The following is a 15,467-nucleotide window of genomic DNA, read 5'->3' on the forward strand; positions in this document are numbered from 1 at the left end:
GGAAAGGGATGGGTAACATGGCGAAGCGGACAAGGCGGTGGGGGCTGGCGGCCTTGATGGCGCTCGTCACGCTGGCACCGGCGGCGGCGGCCGGGCGGGAGGCGGCTGGCTATCTGGCGGCGGGCGAGGGGCTGGACCTGACGGCGGTGCTGCCCGGGCCGCCGACGCCGGGATCGCCGCGCGCGCTGGCCGATGCGCGGGCCTTTCGCGACAGCCGTGCGCTGAATGGCATGGCGCGGTGGCAGCAGGCGACCGCCGATGTCTCCAGCGACCTGGGCGAGCGTTTCGCCACTGCGCTGGGTTTCCGGCCCGACTGGACCAAGCTGCCCATCACCGCTGCGCTGTTGGCGAAGTTCGATGCGGATCGCTCGGCGGCGATCGGATCGGCCAAGGCGCACTGGCAGTCGAAGCGGCCCTTTATCGGCAGCGACCTTCCGATCTGCGAACCGCGCAGGCCTTCGCTGATCGCCAATGGCGACTATCCCTCGGGGCATACCGCGCATGGTTGGGGCTTTGCGTTGCTGATGGCCGAGTTGCTGCCCGACCGGGCGCAGCCGATCCTGGCGCGCGGGCGCGATTATGGCGACAGCCGCTGGATCTGCGGCTCGCACAGCCAGAGCGCGGTCGAGGGCGGCTATATGGCGGCCAGCGCCGTCGTGGCGCGAGAGCATGGCAATGCGGCATTCCGGCGCGACATGGTGGCGGCGGCCGAGGAACTGGCGCGCTACCGCGCTAGAAACGCCAGTCCGCGCTGAGCGAGACGACCCGGCCCTGTTGCGCGCGGACGGTGACGATACCGCCATTGTCCCCGGCGCGGACTTCGCCGCCCAGCGCGTCGCCCTGCATGATCGCGATCCGGTCGAACAGGTTCGTCGCGCGCAGGCGAAGCGTCAGTGCCTCGGTCGCGTCGAAACGTGCGCCCATATTCACCAGCGCGAAGCCGGGCAGCGCCAGACTGTTGGCATCGTCGGCATAGCGCCGTCCCATCGCCGACAGGTCGCCGTCCAGCGTGACGCCGGTGCCGGGCAGGGCGGCGCTGGCCGACAGGCTGGCCATGATGCGCGGCACCCGGCGGGGGATGCGGCCGCTGAGGTCCATGACCGTCACCGCGCCGTCGGTCAGGCTGGCGATGCGATAGGATTGCAGGCGCGGGTCCTGCCATGTCACCGTGGCACGCAGCGACAGGCCGGGCAGGGGAGCCGCCCCAGCCCCGACCTCCAGCCCGATGGTGCGCGCCGCCGCCTGATAGGCCCCGACCCGCACCGCGCCGGTCGCCGGATCGAGCGACAGGTCGGGCAGCGCTATGTCGGGAAAGCGGCTGGCGAACAGCGTCGCGTCCAGGCCGGTGGTGCCACGTCGCCAGATCAGCCCCAGCTCGGCCTGCTCGATGGTCAGCGCGCGGGGCTGGTCGCTGCCGCCGATGCGGAACACGCCCGGGTCGGGCAGTCGCATCGCACGGGTGGCGCGGGCGAAGGCGCCCAGCCGGTCGCTCGCCCGCCAATGGACGGCCAGCGTCGCGGCGGTGCGGGCGATACGCTTTGCCCGCGCGTCCGACAGCCCCGATCCGACCGCGATCCGGTCGTCGGCCAGGGTCGTGGGATCGCCGCCGTCCATGAACATGGGACGCTCGACCGTCGCCGACAGCGCCGCCCGCTCGTGCCGCAGCCCCCAGTCGAGCCGCCAGCGCGGGCCCAGCTGCCATTCGTCGGCGGCATAGAGCGCGATCATATGCTGGCGCCCCTGCACGGCCTCATAGGTCGAACCCGTGCTGAGCAGCCCGTCATCGGTCGCCCGCCCCAGCACCCGCCCGCTGCCATCCAGGGCGACCAGATCGAGCCGTCGTCCCTGATCACGCGCCTCCAGCAGCGCACGGGCGACGGCCCGCCGAAAGTCCCAGCGATAACCGACGGCATAAAGCCCCAGCGTCAGGTCATGATGCCCCGCCGCCTCCAGCGCATGGGCATAGGACAGGTCGACGATTGCCTCGTTCAGCCGCGTATCCGCCGCCACGGGGTTCAGCACGATGACGCGGTCGTTGCCGGGCAGCGGCACAAAGGCGCTGCCGTCGCTCGCATGGCGTAATGCGATCTGCGTGGTGGCAGGGAAGGCGGTGGTCAGGCGCGGCAGCGCGTCGGCGATGGCCTGTGCTGCCGGGATCGCGCCACCCGACGAGGACAGCGCATAACGTTCGGTTCGCGAGGCGCGGTAATGAGTGCGCAGGGTCAGCACGCCGCCCGCGACCGGCTGGGTCCAGGTCAGCGAGGGCGTTACCATGCGGTTGCGGTTGTTGCGCCCCAGCGGCCGGTCGCCCAGCGCCGCAAAGCGCAGCCTCGTCAGTTCCGGCCCCAGAAAACTCCCTCGCCGGGGATCGAAGCCGGGAAGCGGCGTGATCCGCCTGCCGTCATATCGCATCGGAAAGGATGAGATGTTGAGCGTATCGTCGTCCAGCCCGTGCACGCCCAGCGACACGTGTCCGCCGCCACCCACATCATGGTCCGCGCGCACTCGAAACTGCCCGCCGCCCAGCGTCGAGGCGATGCGTCGAACCGTCGGATCGCGCGCCACCGATCCCCCCGCGATCACCCGCCAGCCGCCGCCGACCGGCCCGGTCGCATAGCCTTCCCAGCGGATCAGGCCGTAATCGGTCGTGGTCGCCCGCATTTCCCCGCCCGCCCGGTCGCGGGGTGCGCGGGTGCGCAGGTTCAGCACGCCGCCCGGCGCGTTGCTCGCGAAGATCGCCGAGGGACCGCCGCGCACATAGTCGCTGCTCTCGATCATCAGGTCGGGGCGGACGAACTGGTCGATATCGGTCCAGGGCAGCGTGTCGTGCTGCACCGGCAGCCCGTCTTCCTGCACCGCGATCGCCTGATACCCGTCGAGCGGGATGCCGCGTACCCGGATGGTATTGGCCGCGACCCCGGCCGAGCTGTCCACCCACAGGCCGGGCAGACCGGATAGCAATTCCGCCAGACTTTGCGGCGCCCGTCGCGCCAGTTCGACGGCATCGAGATGCGAGGCGGAATAGCTGCGCTCCAACTCGCCCTGCACGGTCATCCCGCGACGGCCGCTGACGATCACATCGGGGCCGGTCATCGGGTCTTCGGGCGGCGGCGCAGGGCGGGCGCGAAGGGGGATCGCGCGTGGTACCGGCCCCAGCGCGCGCACGACAATCCCGCCCGCGATCCGGCGGCAGGACAGACCGGCGGGCGCGCACCAGCGGGCGAGGGCGATCGACAGGCGCATCCGCCCATGCAGCGCGGGCGAACGCCGTCCGGCCAGATCGCCGGGCCGTGCGACCAGCGCTTCGCCTGCCTGACGCGCCAGCCGGTCGAGCCCGGCCCCCACCGGCTGGGCCGGAAGATCGATGGAGAGCAGGGGGTCACCTTGCGCGGCGACCAGCGCCAGCGCGACGAACATCGTCATGGCCGCCCCCCTGGCGGACCGGAATTCATTCGTCTCCTGCCGTTCCCGTCGCTACCAAATCATATCATGCCGCCGGGCGGATAGACGGCAATTGTGTAGCGCGCATGTCACTGGCAAAAGAAGTTTCAAATGATACTAGATGCGTCGACGGAGGATGACATGCAGGATGCGATGACGCAGTGGCAGTTCTGGATCGATCGCGGGGGCACCTTCACCGACGTGGTGGCGCGTCGCCCGGACGGTGGCGTGGTCACGACCAAGCTGCTGTCCGAAGACCCGGATCGCCGCTATGACGCCGCCGAGGCCGCGATCCGGCAGCTGACCGGGGTCGGCGACGGACCGCTCCCGCCCTGCGGGGTCCGCATCGGCACGACCATCGCGACCAATGCCCTGCTGGAGCGCGAAGGCGAGCCGGTGCTGCTGGCGATCACGCGCGGCTTCGGCGATGCGCTGGCGATCGGTTATCAGGACCGGCCCGACATTTTCGCGCGCGACATCCGCCGCGCGCCGCCGCTGTTCGCCGAGGTCGTCGAGATCGACGAGCGCGTGACGGAGGATGGCCAGATCCTGACCCCGCTGGACCGCGACGCGGCGGCGGCTTCCTTTGCGCAGGCCTATGCGCGCGGGCTTCGGTCGATCGCCATCGTGCTGATGCATGGCTGGAAACATCAGGCGCATGAAGTCGCGCTGGCCGAACTGGCCGAGGCGGCGGGCTTCACCCAAGTCTCGGTCAGCCATCGCACCGCGCCGCTGATCCGGCTGGTCGCGCGCGGCGATACGACGCTGGCCGATGCGTATCTGTCGCCGGTGCTGGGCCGTTACGTGCGCGGGCTGGAAGCGGGGCTGGGCGAGGCGGCGGCGGGCGGTCTGCTGTTCATGCAGTCGAGCGGCGGGCTGGTCGCAGGCGAGCATTTCCATGGCAAGGACGCGCTGCTGTCCGGCCCGGCGGGGGGCATCGTCGGCATGGCGCGCACCGCAAGCGGGGCGGGTTTCGACCGGGTGATCGGCTTCGACATGGGCGGCACCTCGACCGACGTGTCGCTGTTCGCAGGCAGCTATGACCGGCGCTCCGATGCCGTGCTGGCGGGGGTGCGCGTGGCGGTGCCGATGATGCGGATCGACACGGTCGCGGCGGGCGGCGGGTCGATCTGTCACTTCGACGGCGGGCGGCTGCTGGTCGGCCCGGCCTCGGCGGGGGCGGAGCCGGGACCGGCCTGTTACCGGCGCGGCGGGCCGCTGACCGTCACCGACTGCAATATGATCCTGGGCAAGATCCAGCCGGGGCATTTCCCCGCGCTGTTCGGCCCCGACCGCAACCTGCCGCCCGACCGCGCCGCCGCCGAGCGCGCGCTGGCCGCGTTGCTCGATCAGGTCGAGGCGACGACCGGCGAACGGCTCGATCCTCTGGCGGCGGCCGAGGGGCTGGTCGCGATCGCGGTGGCCAGCATGGCGCGGGCGATCCGCGCCGTCTCGGTCGCACGCGGCGAAGACCCGGCCTCTTACGCACTGGCCTGTTTCGGCGGAGCGGGCGGGCAGCATGCCTGTCTGGTCGCCGATGCGCTGGGCATGGCGCAGGTGCTGATCCATCCACTGGCGGGCGTGTTGTCGGCGGTCGGTATCGGCCTGGCCGATCGCAGCGTCGTGCGCGAGGCGACGGTCGGCCTGCCGCTGGGCGACGATGCGCTGGAGGCGGCGCTGGCCGATCTCAGCGCCGCCGCCATGGCGGGGCTGGCCGAGCAGGGCGTCGATCCGGCGTCGGTGCGGCTGAACGTGCTGGCGCAGCTTCGCTATGCGCGGAACGACCAGACGATCGGTGTCGCCTGGGACAGTCCGGAAGCCATGGCCGCCTCCTTTGCCGAGGCGCATCGCCAGCGTTTCGGCTTTGTCGGCGAGGATGCGCTGGTCGTCGAGCAGCTGCGGGTCGAGGCGATTGCGGGCGGCGAGGCGCAGGATCTGCCCACACCCGCGCTGGCCGACCAGACCGCCGATCCGGTCGATCGCGTCACCATGTATCTGGCCGGGGCGTCTCATGACGTGCCGGTCCACGCCCGCGAGGGGCTGGCGGCCGGTGGGGTGCTGGCGGGCCCGGTGCTGATCATCGATCCGGTGTCGACCGTGGTGGTCGAGCCCGGCTGGCAGGCGCGCGTGCTGGCCGAGGGCACGCTGCTGCTGGAACGCGTCGCAGCCCGGCGCGCGCAGGCGGCGGAGGAAAGCGTCGATCCGGTCCGGCTGGAAATCTTCGCCGGGCTGTTCATGGGCCTCGCCGAGGAAATGGGCGCGGCGCTTCAGCGGAGCGCGGCCTCGGTCAATATCCGCGAGCGGCTGGATTTTTCCTGCGCTATCTTCGATGCGGAGGGCGGGCTCGTCGCCAACGCGCCGCATATCCCCGTCCATCTGGGATCGATGGGGGAGAGCATCCGCACCGTCATCCAGGCGCGCGGAGACACGATGCGCGAGGGGCAGGTCTATGCGCTGAACGACCCCTATCGCGGCGGCACGCACCTGCCCGATATCACGGTCGTCATGCCGGTCTTTGCAGGCGGCGAGACGCCTGCTTTCTTCGTCGCGGCGCGGGGTCATCATGCCGATGTCGGCGGCACGACGCCCGGATCGATGCCGCCGGACAGCCGGACGCTGGCGGACGAGGGCGTGGTCTTCGACGACGTGCTGATCGTCGAGGATGGCGCGATGCGCGAGCAGGCGATCCGCGACCTGCTGGCCAGCGGGCCCTACCCGGCGCGCAACATCGACCAGAATATCGCCGATCTCGCCGCGCAGGTCGCCGCCTGTGCGCGCGGGGCGGACGGGCTCCGCCAACTGGCCGCGCAACAGGGGCAGGGCGTCGTCACCCGCTACATGGCCTATGTCCAGGCTCACGCCGAGGCGATGGCGCGGCGGATGATCGCGACGTTGTCGGACGGCAGCTTCCGCTACGAGCTGGACGACGGCGCGGTCGTCGCGGTCCGAGTCGCGATCGATGCCGAACAGGGGAGCGCGACGATCGACTTCACCGGCACCAGCGAGCAGCGGCCGACCAACTTCAACGCGCCGCTGGCGGTGACGCGCGCCGCCGTCCTTTATGTCCTGCGCCTGCTGGTCGATGAGGCGGTGCCGCTGAACGAAGGGTTCCTGCGTCCCGTCACGCTGATCGTGCCGGAAGGATCGATGCTCAACCCGCGCTTTCCGGCCGCCGTGGTGGCGGGCAATGTCGAGGTCAGCCAGGTGGTGACCGACACGCTGCTGGGTGCGCTGGGGGCGATGGCGGGTAGTCAGGGGACCATGAACAACCTGACCTTCGGCGATGACAGCTATCAATATTATGAGACCATCGCGGGTGGCGCGGGCGCGGGGCCGGGGCATGACGGGGCCGATGCCATCCAGACGCATATGACCAACAGCCGCCTGACCGACCCGGAGGTTCTGGAGACGCGTTATCCGGTGCTGCTCGAACAATTCGCCATCCGGCGCGGGTCGGGCGGTGCGGGCGAATGGCAGGGCGGCGACGGCACCGTCCGCCGCCTGCGCTTCCGCCAGCCCCTGCGCGCCGCGATCCTCAGCAACCGGCGCGTCGTCCCGCCCTTCGGCCTGAACGGCGGCGGGGCGGGGCAGTTGGGCCGTAACCGTGTCGAGCGCGCCGATGGAAGCATACAGGATCTCGCCTCGACCGCCGGGATCGACATGGGTGCGGGGGATGTGCTGGTCATCGAGACGCCGGGTGGCGGCGGCTTTGGGCGGGGGGTGCGCTGATGTGGGTGCTGGCCGGGATCGTCGTCATCGCGGGCGGCTTCCTGCTGCGCTTCAACCCGCTGCTGGTCATCATCGTCTCGGCGCTCGTCACCGGTTTTGCGGCGGGGCTGGACGTGTTGCGGATCGTCGCGACCTTCGGCCATGCCTTTAACGAGACACGTTATGTGACCGCCATCTATATGGTCCTGCCCGTGATCGGCCTGTTGGAGCGGCGGGGGCTTCAGGCGCGGGCACGGGCCTTGGTTGCGGGCTTGCGGGGCGCGACGGCGGGGCGGCTGCTGACCGGTTATCTGCTGTTCCGGCAGGTCACGGCGGCGCTGGGCCTATACTCGGTGGCGGGGCCTGCCCAGACCGTCCGCCCGCTGGTCGCCCCCATGGCGGAGGCCGCCGCCGAGCGTCAGGGCGGGGCGGTCGAGGACGCGGAACGGGTCAAGGCGATGGCGGCGGCGACCGACACGGTCGGGCTGTTCTTCGGCGAGGATATTTTCCTCGCGGTCGGATCGATCCTGCTGATGAAGGGCGTGCTGGAGGGCTATGGCATCCTGCTGGAGCCGTTCCAGCTGTCCGTCTGGGCGATTCCGACGGCGATCGCGGCCTTCGTGATCCATGGTTCGAGGCTATGGTGGCTCGACCGGCGTCTGTCGCGGGGCGGCGCGCGATGATCGGGCTGAACCTGGTCTATGCGGTGGCGGGGATCGTCTTTGCGGTCTTCGCACTTCTGTCGGCGCGGGACCGGCGCTTTGCCAATGCCGCCTTTTACGCGCTGATCACCCTGTCGTTCCTGTTCGGCAACAGGCTGGGCGATGTCGCCAATGGTGTGCTCGTGCTGGCGCTGGTCGGCATTGCGGCATCGGGGCGGATGCGCCGCGCCGAAGCGGTAGAGCCTGCCGAGGATCGCCATGGCGCGAAGGTCTTCGTGCCCGCACTCATCATTCCGGCAGTCGCTTTGGTCGGGACGCTGGCGTTCAAGCATGTGCCTACGCGCGTCGATCCCAAGCAGGCGACGCTGGTCGCGCTGACATTGGGCACGGTGATTGCGCTGGTCCTGTGCGGGGTGCTGCTGCGCGCACGGCCCGCCGAGCCGTTCGCCGCCGGGCGCGGGCTGATCGACGATATCGGCTGGGTCGCGGTGATGCCGCAGATGCTCGCCAGCCTGGGGGCGGTCTTCGCGCTGGCCGGGGTAGGGGGCGTCGTCGGTACGCTGATCGGTGCAGTGATCCCGGCGGGCAGCGTGATGGGCGCGGTGCTGGCCTATGCGCTGGGCATGGCGTTGTTCACCATAGTCATGGGCAATGCCTTTGCCGCCTTTCCGGTGATGGCGTCGGCGGTCGGCGTGCCGATCCTGATCCGCCAGATGGGCGCGGACCCCGCCATCGTCGCGGCGGTGGGCATGCTGGCGGGCTTTTGCGGGACGTTGATGACGCCGATGGCGGCGAACTTCAACCTGCTGCCCGCCGCGTTGCTGGGGCTGAAGGACAAATATGCCGTCATCCGCGCACAGGTGCCGACCGCGCTGCCGCTGCTCGTCTTCAACATCCTCCTTCTTTACGGAATGATCGCATGACCCGGTTGGACCGATCCGTCGCCGAACGCTTTGCCGCCATGACGCTGGGCCATGTCGGGCGCGAATATCCCAACGTCCTGATCCATGTCCTGAACGGGCCGGAGGATGCGCGCACTCCATCCGAGTTGCACCCGATCTTCTATGGCAGTTTCGACTGGCATAGCTGCGTCCATGGCTGGTGGCAGTTGTTGCGGCTGATCCGCCATTATCCCGATCTGGACGCCGCCCCCGCCATCCGTGCGCGCGCCGATGCGATGTTCGTCGCCGACAAGGTCGCGGGTGAACTGGCCTATCTGGAGCGACCCGGTGCGGCGGGGTTCGAGCGGCCCTATGGCTGGGCCTGGATGCTGGCGCTGCATGACGAGGCGAGCCGTCATGATGCGGGCTGGGCCGAGGTGCTGGAGCCGCTCGCGCAGGTCTTCGCCCGCCGTTTCGCCGACTTCCTGCCGCGCCTGACCTATCCGTTGCGGGTCGGCACCCATTTCAACAGCGGCTTTGCCCTGACGCTGGCATGGGACTGGGCGGGCGAGCGCGACCCGGGCTTGCGCGAACGGATCGCAGCGGCGGCGCAGGGCTGGTTCGGGCAGGATCGCGGCTGTCAGGCCTGGGAGCCCGGCGGCGACGAGTTCCTGTCGCCCGCCTTGTGCGAGGCGTTGTTGATGAGCCGGGTGCTCGACGAGGCCTCTTTCCGGACATGGTTCGACGCCTTCCTGCCGCATGTCGGGGCGGGCGAGCCCGCGACCTTGTTCACCCCCGCCATCGTGTCCGACCGGACCGACGGCAAGATCGCGCATCTCGACGGGCTGAACCTGACCCGCGCCTGGTGCTGGCGGGTGATCGCCGCGAAGCTGGGTCCGGCGCACCCGGTGGCGGCCCGTGCGGAAGCAACGGCGGAGGCGCATCTGGCGGCCAGCCTGCCGCATCTGGGCGACGATTATATGGGCGAACACTGGCTCGCCACCTTCGCCCTGTTGGCGCTGGAAGCGGGGTGATCGGACCTTCCAACTTCTGTAAGGAATATGACAGCCGAATAATCTTAATTTAAGCAATCGTTCGTATCCCTCCTTTTCATACAAGGAGGGGATCAAGAATGAACATATGTATTCCGCGCCTGTTGTGCGGCGCGGCTCTGTGTGTGCTGTCGGTGACGCAGGCGCGGGCGGCAACGTCGCCGTCCGCGCCCGCCACCAAAACGGCCCATCCGGCCGAGGCGAAGGGCACCGCCAAAAAGGGCGGTATCGTCGTCACCACGACGGCGCAGAAGCGTTTCGAGAATATCCAGAACGTGCCGCTGGCCGTCCAGGTCATCTCCCCCGCCGAACTGGACGCGCACGGCGTGCGCCACTTCCAGGAACTGGGCAAGGTCAGCCCCTCGCTGGTGATCCGTCCCGCCGAACAGCCGGTCAACGGCACCGTCTCGCTGCGGGGTGTCGGCACGCTGGCCTTCGGCATCGGCGTCGAGACCGCCGTGGCGATCACCGTCGACGGCGCCGCGCTGCCCTTCATGGCGCGGGTCTATACCGACCTGCCCGACATCGCCCAGATCGAGGTGCTGCGCGGGCCGCAAAGTACGCTGTACGGCAAGGCGGCCTCGGCCGGTCTGGTCAAGATCATGACGGTGCAGCCGACCGACGATTTCCATGTCCGCGCCAACGCCACCGTCACCGGCGACCGCGAATATGGCACCAATGTCAGCGTGACCGGGCCGATCAGCGATACGCTCGGCTATGTCCTGTCGACCGGCTATTCCAACTGGGACGGCAATGTCCGCAACGTCTTCAACGGCAAGCGGACCAATGGCCGCGAGACCTTCAACACGCGCGGCAAGCTGCGCTGGAAGGCGTCGCCCGACGTCACCTTCACTCTGTCGGGCAATTATGTCGACGGCAACGCCACCATCGCGCGCCCCTTCGTGGCGGTCGCACCGGACGCGCTGCTGCGCGGCGTTGCGGGACAGACTCCGTCGGTCGTCTTCCCCGGCGTGACGCTGAACCGCGACAATCAGGACGTCAGCAACAATTACTGGTCGCACAACAAATTCTCGGGCGGCGGCGCGCTGCTGCGGAGCGAAGCCAATATCGGCCGGATGAATATCCTGTCGCTGACCTCCTATGACCGTTTCCGCCTCAACGACTATCTCGACCAGGACGACACCGCGTCCCCGGCGGCGATCGGCAGCAATATCCAGGTCGGCGCCTTCAAGTCGCGGATGTTTACGCAGGAACTTCGCCTGTTGTCGCCTGGCGAGGACGCATTCCGCTATGCGCTGGGTATCTATTACGCCAATACCGGCTTTGACCGCCCGTTCCAGCGCGGCCCGGCCTTCTCGCTCGCCAACTGGTATGCCACCACCGGATCGCGACAGGTCGCCGGTTTCGGCCAGATCGACTGGGAGTTCGTGCCGAAACTGACCGGCACCGTCGGCGGTCGTATCCAGAACGAGCGCGTCAAATACACCTTCGCGGATAATCTGGCACGGACCAGCTATGCCGGGAATGCCGACGATACCGCCGCCACCTATCATCTGGGCCTGACCTATCAGGCGACGCCCGATGTCATGACCTTCGCCAGCTATTCGACCGGCTATAAGGGCCAGACCTATGACCTGACGACCGGGTTCAACCAGAACCGAGCGGCAGCGGGTCCGGTCAAGCCGGAGCGGTCGCGCGACAAGGAACTGGGCATTCGCACGCAGTTCTTCGACCGGCACCTGACGCTGAACGCCACGCTGTTCGACACCGACTATACCAACCTCCAGGCGCAGACGATCGAGACGCTGGCGGACGGCACCAGCAATTTCCGCCTGACCAATGTCGGCAAGTTCAAGACGCGCGGGATCGAGATCGATACGGCGGCGCGCCTGGGCCGCGACATCGCGCTGCGCGGGGCGATCACCTATCTGGATGCGAAGTACACTTCCTTCCCCTCGGCGCAATGCTATCCGATGCAGACGGCGGCGCAGGGGTGCAGCGGCTCGCCCGCCCGCCGCGACCTGACCGGCGTGCGCGCGCCGCAGGCCCCGGTGTGGAAGGGCAATTGGTCGGTCGACTATACGCCGCCGCTGACCGACACGCTGGACGGCTTCGCGCAGGTCGCCGGGGAATATCAGTCGAGCCTCTATTATGTCGCGGCCGATCCCCAGACCTTCCAGCCGGGCTTCGCGATCTTTGACCTGCGGCTGGGGGGGCGCTCGCATGACAAACGCTGGGACGTGACGGCGTTCGTCAACAACCTGTTCGACCAGCAATATTATGCGTCGCTGGTCAACACGGCGGGCAATTTCGCCGGGCGGATGGCGACCCAGGCCGTGCTGCCCCGGGACTTCCGCCGCTATGCGGGCGTGCGGTTTGGGGTGAATTTTTGATTTCATAATTTACCCCTCCCCTTCAGGGGAGGGGCAGGGGTGGGGCGCTTCCGCAAGCGCGGGGCCAGTGGATAGGCCCCACCCCCAACCCCTCCCCTGAAGGGGAGGGGCTCACTTAGACGTCAAATCTTCAGATGCGCCGTCCGGTCGCGCTTCGCCGCCAGGGCCTGACGCACCTCGGCCACCGCGCGGGCTTCGCTGGCGATCAGCAGACCCTCGAGCGCCGCCGTCAAATGCCGCTGCATCGCGACCCGTGCCGCCACCGCATCGCGCGAGCGTAGCGCCTCCAGGATCGCAGCATGATGCTCGACGATCGGGCGCACATCGATCTCGCGGACCTTGGCGTCGAGCAGCACGCTTTCGGCCGAGCGCAGTCGCTGTTCCCATAGCCGGTCGATCGTCTCCAGGATCGCGCTGTTGCGCGTCGACCGGGCGATCAGCGTGTGGAAGGCGCGGTCGGCATGGAAGGCGCCGCCGACCGTGTTGTTCTCCTCCTCGATCGCATCGACCAGAGTGGCCAGCTCATCCAGCTCGCTGTCGGTGATCTGCGACGCCGCCAGTGCCGCCGCTTCCGGCTCGAACAACAGGCGCGCCTCGGCCACTTCCATCGCGGAGACGCCGAAATCGGGCGTCTCGCCCTGGCCCGGCAGCGCCACGACATGCGCGCCCGACCCGATCCGCACTTCGATGAAACCCTGGACTTCCAGCGCGATCAGCGCCTCGCGGATGACCGGACGGCTGACGTCGAACCGCGTCGCCAGCTCGCGTTCGGCGGGCATGCGCGTGCCGATCGGGTAGCGCCCCTCCTGCAACTCGGTGATCAGCGTGCGGGCGAGTTCCCGGTAGAGCCGGTCCTGGGTCGTGTTGTTGTCCATCACGACCCTTATAGGGGCCGAGGCGGGATGCTGGTCAAGCGCCAGTGTCAGACCAATGTTTGTCAGGCCAATTGCGACATTCCATGGCGGTCGGTTTCGACGACGACCGTCCCGGCGGCACGCGCGGCCTCCGCCAGCCGGGCATCCGCCGTGTCGGTGACGAGGAAATCGACATCGCGCATGTCGCCGACCCGAACCGGCGCGGCGCGTTCCAGCTTGGAGCCGTCAATGGCCAGCAGCACCTGCCGTGCCTGGGCGATGATCGTCTGCGACACCCGTACCTCGTCCACGTCGAAGTCGAGGAAGCTGCCGTCCGGGTCGATCGCCGACGCGCCGATCAGCGCCATGTCGACCTTGAACCCCCGGATGAAGTCCATGGCCAGCGCGCCCACCACCGCGCGGTCGCTGGCGCGTACCCGGCCCCCGGCGGCGATGACCTCGATCGAAGGACGCCCGCCCAATATGTCGACGACGTTCAGATTGTTGGTGATGACCATCAGGTCGCGGTGATCGACCAGTGCCTTGGCGATCGCCTCGGTGGTGGAGCCGATATTGATGAACAGACTCGCCCCGTTGGGCACGAGCGCGGCGGCGGCGGCGCCGATCGCGGCCTTGGCGGGGGCGGCGACGCTGCGCCGCTCGGCATAAGCGAGATTGTCGGTGCCCGAGGTCACGACCGCGCCGCCATGGACCCGCGCCAGCATGGACTGACCCGCCAGGATATTCAGGTCCTTGCGGATGGTCTGCGGCGTCACGCCCAGCTTTTCGGCCAGTTCGTCCACGCTGACGCTGCCCGTCCGGCGCGCGACGTCGAGGATCGCGGCATGACGTGCCGCCACGATCTCCGCCGATCCGGGGGCGGGGGGCTTCACGCGACGCCCTGCCCGGCCAGATAGGCGGCCAGCCGCTCGGGCGTCTCGGGGGGCACGTGCAGGCCCAGCTTGCTGCGGCGATAGAGGATGTCCTCCGCGGTCCGCGCCCATTCGGTCTTCACCAGATAATCGACCTCGGCGGTGTGCAGCCCGCCGCCCAGATCGGGGCCGAGATCGCCCTGGCCCAGCACCGCCTCGACGCGCGTACCATAGGCGCGGGCCAGACGGCGCAGCAGGGCGGGGGGCAGGTCGCGATGGCGAGCGGTCAGATCGCGCAGGAAACCATCGAAATCCGCGTCCGCGATATCCCCGCCGGGCAGCACCGCCCCGGCCGTCCACGCTCCCCCGGCAGCGGGGAAGAAGCGCGCCAGTTCGCGCATCGCGTGCTCGGCGAGCTTGCGATAGGTGGTGATCTTGCCGCCGAAGATGTTGAGCATCGGCGCCCGGCTTTCGCCCTCCGCCCCGGTGTCGAGGTCGAGCACATAGTCGCGCGTCACCGCCGAGGCATTGGCCGAATGATCGTCATAGAGCGGGCGGATACCGGCATAGCTCCACACGATATCGGCCTCTCCCGTCTTTCGCGCGAAATAGCGGTTCGCCGTGTCGAGCAGATAGGTGGTTTCGGCCGCGCCGATCTGCGCCTTGGCGGGCGCGTCGGTCCAGGGTTCGTCGGTGGTGCCGACCAGCGTGAACTTGCCCTCATAGGGAATGGCGAAGACGATCCGCCGGTCGTCATTCTGGAGCATGAAGGCATGGTCCCCCTCATAGAGGCGCGGCACGATGATATGGCTGCCCTTGATCAGCCGGACGCCGCGATCGGCGCGTGCGCCGCGGGTGCGGCCGATGACGTCGGCGACCCATGGCCCCGCCGCATTGACCAGCGCGCGGGCGCGAACGGTCCGGGTTTCGCCCGCCGCCTCGCCCATCGTCTGGATCGTCGCGACCCAGCCATCGCCCTCGCGCCGGGCATCGACCAGCTGGGTGCGGGTCGCAATCGTCGCGCCCCGCTCGGCGGCGTCCATCGCGTTGAGCACGACCAGGCGGCTGTCCTCGACCCAGCAGTCCGAATACACGAAAGCCTTGCCCTTTCGCGGCGAAAGCCCGTCGCCCAGCGCCGAGTGTTCCAGCGCGACGGTACGCGTGCCCGGCAGCTTCTCGCGACCGCCCAGATGATCGTAGAGAAACAGGCCGAGCCGCACCATCCAGGCGGGACGCGGCGACTGGGTCTGCGGCAGGACGAAGGACAGCGGCCAGATGATGTGCGGGGCCATGCCCAGCAGCCGCTCTCGCTCGATCAGCGCCTCTCGCACCAGCCGGAACTCGCCATATTCCAGATAGCGCAGACCGCCATGGATCAGCTTGGTCGAGGCCGAGGAGGTGTGGCTCGCCAGATCGTCCTGCTCGACCAGCAGCACCGACAGGCCGCGCCCGGCGGCGTCGCGCGCGATGCCTGCGCCGTTGATCCCGCCGCCGACGATCAGCAGGTCGATCCTCTCCATCGCGTGGTCCGTCATGCCGCTTGTCCCTGTTCTTGAGCGCCCCCCTTGCTATACCATGTCAGCACAAAACGAAAGCATTGACGTTCAAATGAAAGCGTGTGACGTTTCGAAACGAAAAAAGGG

Annotated in this window: 10 protein-coding genes; 6 read left to right on the forward strand and 4 right to left on the reverse strand. The window is 68.8% G+C overall.

The window, feature by feature from the left end:
* The first annotated feature begins 17 nt into the window (after positions 1-17).
* Positions 18-755, forward strand: coding sequence for an acid phosphatase (locus ACQR50_RS05520; protein WP_428970117.1), 738 nt, complete (start codon positions 18-20; stop codon positions 753-755).
* Here ACQR50_RS05520 and ACQR50_RS05525 read toward each other — a convergent pair.
* Positions 733-3,423 carry a TonB-dependent receptor gene (locus ACQR50_RS05525; RefSeq protein ID WP_428970118.1) on the reverse strand — a complete coding sequence of 897 codons (2,691 nt, stop codon included), beginning with the start codon at positions 3,421-3,423 and terminating at the stop codon, positions 733-735. The two genes, ACQR50_RS05520 and ACQR50_RS05525, sit on opposite strands and share 23 nt — an antisense overlap.
* A gap of 171 nt (positions 3,424-3,594) precedes the next feature.
* Here ACQR50_RS05525 and ACQR50_RS05530 point away from each other — a divergent pair, with 171 nt between their 5' ends.
* The 5 genes from ACQR50_RS05530 to ACQR50_RS05550 all read left to right on the forward strand — a co-directional run bounded on the left by ACQR50_RS05530 (position 3,595) and on the right by ACQR50_RS05550 (position 12,098).
* Entirely contained in the window at positions 3,595-7,170 is a 3,576-nt protein-coding gene (locus ACQR50_RS05530; protein WP_428970646.1) for a hydantoinase B/oxoprolinase family protein, read from the forward strand.
* The gene (locus ACQR50_RS05535) at positions 7,170-7,832 is read left to right on the forward strand and encodes a DUF969 domain-containing protein (RefSeq protein ID WP_428970119.1); all 663 of its coding nucleotides are present in this window, start codon (positions 7,170-7,172) and stop codon (positions 7,830-7,832) included. Before ACQR50_RS05530 ends, ACQR50_RS05535 begins: the two co-directional genes overlap by 1 nt.
* A complete protein-coding gene (locus tag ACQR50_RS05540) occupies positions 7,829-8,734 on the forward strand; it encodes a DUF979 domain-containing protein (protein WP_428970120.1) in 906 nt (301 codons plus the stop codon). The genes ACQR50_RS05535 and ACQR50_RS05540 overlap by 4 nt, the downstream gene beginning before the upstream one ends.
* Positions 8,731-9,726 carry a DUF2891 domain-containing protein gene (locus tag ACQR50_RS05545; protein WP_428970121.1) on the forward strand — a complete coding sequence of 332 codons (996 nt, stop codon included), beginning with the start codon at positions 8,731-8,733 and terminating at the stop codon, positions 9,724-9,726. Before ACQR50_RS05540 ends, ACQR50_RS05545 begins: the two co-directional genes overlap by 4 nt.
* 98 nt (positions 9,727-9,824) lie before the next feature.
* Positions 9,825-12,098 carry a TonB-dependent receptor gene (locus ACQR50_RS05550; RefSeq protein ID WP_428970122.1) on the forward strand — a complete coding sequence of 758 codons (2,274 nt, stop codon included), beginning with the start codon at positions 9,825-9,827 and terminating at the stop codon, positions 12,096-12,098.
* A gap of 122 nt (positions 12,099-12,220) precedes the next feature.
* Here ACQR50_RS05550 and ACQR50_RS05555 read toward each other — a convergent pair whose 3' ends face one another.
* From ACQR50_RS05555 to ACQR50_RS05565, 3 genes are all read right to left on the reverse strand, one after another.
* A complete protein-coding gene (locus tag ACQR50_RS05555; protein WP_056439720.1) occupies positions 12,221-12,973 on the reverse strand; it encodes a FadR/GntR family transcriptional regulator in 753 nt (250 codons plus the stop codon).
* A 62-nt stretch (positions 12,974-13,035) separates the two neighbouring features.
* On the reverse strand, positions 13,036-13,845 hold the full coding sequence (locus ACQR50_RS05560) for a DeoR/GlpR family DNA-binding transcription regulator (RefSeq protein ID WP_428970123.1): 810 nt from the start codon (positions 13,843-13,845) through the stop codon (positions 13,036-13,038).
* Positions 13,842-15,359, reverse strand: coding sequence for a glycerol-3-phosphate dehydrogenase (locus tag ACQR50_RS05565; protein ID WP_428970124.1), 1,518 nt, complete (start codon positions 15,357-15,359; stop codon positions 13,842-13,844). Before ACQR50_RS05565 ends, ACQR50_RS05560 begins: the two co-directional genes overlap by 4 nt.
* Between the last annotated feature and the right edge of the window lie 108 nt (positions 15,360-15,467).

Source organism: Sphingomonas sp. Xoc002 (assembly GCF_050408055.1).
GTDB classification, from domain to species: Bacteria; Pseudomonadota; Alphaproteobacteria; order Sphingomonadales; family Sphingomonadaceae; genus Sphingomonas; species Sphingomonas yabuuchiae.

Excerpts from the sequence above, each read along its gene's own strand:
- ACQR50_RS05565 (WP_428970124.1), bottom strand. The coding sequence starts at position 15,359 with ATGACGGACCACGCGATGGAGAGGATCGACCTGCTGATCGTCGGCGGC.
- ACQR50_RS05520 (WP_428970117.1), top strand. The coding sequence starts at position 18 with ATGGCGAAGCGGACAAGGCGGTGGGGGCTGGCGGCCTTGATGGCGCTC.
- ACQR50_RS05530 (WP_428970646.1), top strand. The coding sequence starts at position 3,595 with ATGACGCAGTGGCAGTTCTGGATCGATCGCGGGGGCACCTTCACCGAC.
- ACQR50_RS05525 (WP_428970118.1), bottom strand. The coding sequence starts at position 3,423 with ATGACGATGTTCGTCGCGCTGGCGCTGGTCGCCGCGCAAGGTGACCCC.
- ACQR50_RS05535 (WP_428970119.1), top strand. The coding sequence starts at position 7,170 with ATGTGGGTGCTGGCCGGGATCGTCGTCATCGCGGGCGGCTTCCTGCTG.
- ACQR50_RS05555 (WP_056439720.1), bottom strand. The coding sequence starts at position 12,973 with ATGGACAACAACACGACCCAGGACCGGCTCTACCGGGAACTCGCCCGC.
- ACQR50_RS05545 (WP_428970121.1), top strand. The coding sequence starts at position 8,731 with ATGACCCGGTTGGACCGATCCGTCGCCGAACGCTTTGCCGCCATGACG.
- ACQR50_RS05550 (WP_428970122.1), top strand. The coding sequence starts at position 9,825 with ATGAACATATGTATTCCGCGCCTGTTGTGCGGCGCGGCTCTGTGTGTG.
- ACQR50_RS05540 (WP_428970120.1), top strand. The coding sequence starts at position 7,829 with ATGATCGGGCTGAACCTGGTCTATGCGGTGGCGGGGATCGTCTTTGCG.